This window comes from Methanobrevibacter sp., from assembly GCF_045646045.1.
In the GTDB taxonomy this organism is placed as follows: domain Archaea; phylum Methanobacteriota; class Methanobacteria; order Methanobacteriales; family Methanobacteriaceae; genus Methanocatella.
Map to the genome: position 1 here is coordinate 1 of NZ_JAZRJY010000064.1, position 2,733 is coordinate 2,733.

1 protein-coding gene is annotated in these 2,733 nt (G+C 29.5%); it reads right to left on the bottom strand.

From position 1 onward, the window contains the following. Positions 1 to 2,595: hypothetical protein (locus ACKI5C_RS04185; protein WP_407431955.1), on the bottom strand; the 2,595-nt coding region annotated here is incomplete at its 3' end. Between the last annotated feature and the right edge of the window lie 138 nt (positions 2,596 to 2,733).

Here is a 2,733-nt window from a genome sequence, read left to right on the forward strand (position 1 = left end):
GCCTTCGTTACTGCATAGTTTAAAATTTTTCTGTTTAAAAATAAAATTAGAAATAATTATTGTGTTAAATTTATTTTTAATATTTTTGTTTGATGAATAAATAGAATTATTACCGTCTATGATGATTGTTCCTTGTATATGCAGGTCTGCAATGTTGAATTTGTCTATAGGATTATTTGGATTTAATGTGATTTTCATTACATGACTTGGATTGTTACCATAATTATTGAAATCATTAATCATTTTATCATAACAACTAATATTATTAATGTTGTAATGAGTATTGTTATTTAATGTTTTACTTGTATAGTATTCGGAATTTTTAAAAGTGGTTGCGGATTTGATAAAGAATTCGTCATCACTGATTATGCAGGAATTTTCAGCCAGGCCTATTTTAGTAGCTAGGGTTAAAAATACCAGTGCTGCTGTTTCCTCTGTTATTTTGCAGTTGTATTCTTTTTCAAATATGTTTAATGCTTCTTTGCCAAGCATTAATACTCCTAACATTTTTTCCATTGGGATCAGGTTATTGTGGGGGCCTAATATGGATTCGCATAATTCTAGAAAATCACAGTTATTAAATTCGAGATTGGTGTTTTTGCAGTAGTAGATAAAGGTTTCTTCATCAGCATAGTTATATCCAAAATGGCAGTCGATGAATTTACAGTCACCACCAAAGGATCTTAAAACACCGCCCATAGCGTTTTCATGTTTAATTACATTGTTTCTAAATGTACAGTTTATTGCTGTAAAACTGCCTCCGACATTATAGATAGCTGTGTTAAAATTTTCTAATGTAACATTTTGAAGTATTAATGATGCACCGCTGCCGATGAAAGCAAAATGGTGATCATATTTTTCTTTGTTATCTTTCATATTAATTTTAGCACCATTACCGTTAATAATAACTGGAGTAAAACCTACATCAAGGACATATCGGTCAATTATATAATGTAATCCTTTACCGGCTTTATTAGTCCAGTGTATAAATGGTGCTGTGGGATAGTTGATTGCATTTTCTCTCCAGTTGTATTTACGAAATCCATTTTGTATGTCTTCAACTGTGATATCGTAAGTTTGGTCTGCCTTTAAATTGATATTTATTTGTGAACTATTACTATATGTATTGATGCTTTTGAGGACTTGTTTAAATTGGCTGCTGTCATTACACCAGTATGTGGTGGTTGTTTCTATATCGTTATTGTTTATTATGCTTGAATTTACCACACTAAATGATGCTTTTTCATAAAAATAACTTTTTTTTATCATGTTTTCTGGAGGATAAGTGTTGGAAAATATGACAGTTAAACTGTTATCTCTTCCCAGTAGGTTGTCCTTTTCGCTACAGAATTTACAGTCAATAAATGTATTTTTGGAATTAGGTTGCGCATCTAAAACACCACCCGCAGCTGTATAAACACCATATTTAGCAGAATTGTCTTTAAAAGTACAATTTTTAAATGATACTGTGTTATAATTATTCACTACTCCACCTAAAAAGTCAGGGAATGAAAATTTAGATGCAATGTTGTCTTTAAAAGTAGAATCTATGCATATTAGATTACCATTGTTAACAAAGCAGTGATTAAAATTGGTTATTGTAGTGTTTTTTATAATCACATTGGAGTTATATCCGATGTACATGAAATTGTTTTCGTTATTGCTTTTTATTTTTGCACCGTTACCGTTTATTATTAATTGGCCAAAATTGTGGTATGTTGAATAACTGAATTCACGGTCGTTCCATACTTTAAGGCGTGATAAATCATAAGTTGTGTGGGATAATAAATTTAAGATTGCTATATCATAAACCTGAGTTTTAATAAGATTTAAAAATACTTCCATTCCTTTTTGTGATACTGTTGCGTTAATTACATGGTATGAATTCCCGTTCCAATCAATAATCTGATAAATACTGTGATTTAAATTGGGTTCATTTTCTTTACCATCCCAGTTGGGTTCATTTCCTGGTTCATATGCATGATATCCGTCATCACATAATATGAAATGTTTGTCATTCCATTTTTTTAATCGTGAACCGGAACTTAGGGCATTATTGTAGTAATTTAGATTATTTATAACTGTTATGTGTTCACAGGATCCTGTGTAATCGTTATTGTTGAGGATTTTTCCATAAATATTAAAATTACCTTCATTATGTATATTATTATCTAAATTAAAGCCGGCAAGTCCTTCGTTGTTAGTGGTATAGTTGCCGATGTATTTGTTGTTTACATAAAATTCAACGTCAATATTTTCTACAGAATTGTTTTTCTTATCTACAATTTTAACAAAATAGGAATCACCACTATTGTATATTTTTTTACCTTCAAAAACAATATGATAATTCCCATCTTTATTACAGTCCATCTTTGGGTCAATCCAGGTATCATTACTGAAAATTCCCGCCATATTGTCTGATGAAACTATATCATTACTATTTTGCAATGATGATAGTTCATAATTATAATCTGTATTATTAATTACTGTGTTTACTTGCGTATTATTATTTTGTATTGGCTCATCTGCTGCACTAACAGCACCACAAGCAACAATAAGAAAAATGATACTAATAACCATTATCAAAAATTTCATAAATAAAATACTCCCATTTTAAAAAAATAAATTTTATATTATATGCATATTTATTTTAGATTAAAATTTAATATAAATATTTCCGCATGCAAGCACTTGCATGCAAAGTAAATTCAAAAAAAACTCTGTTAAATCATA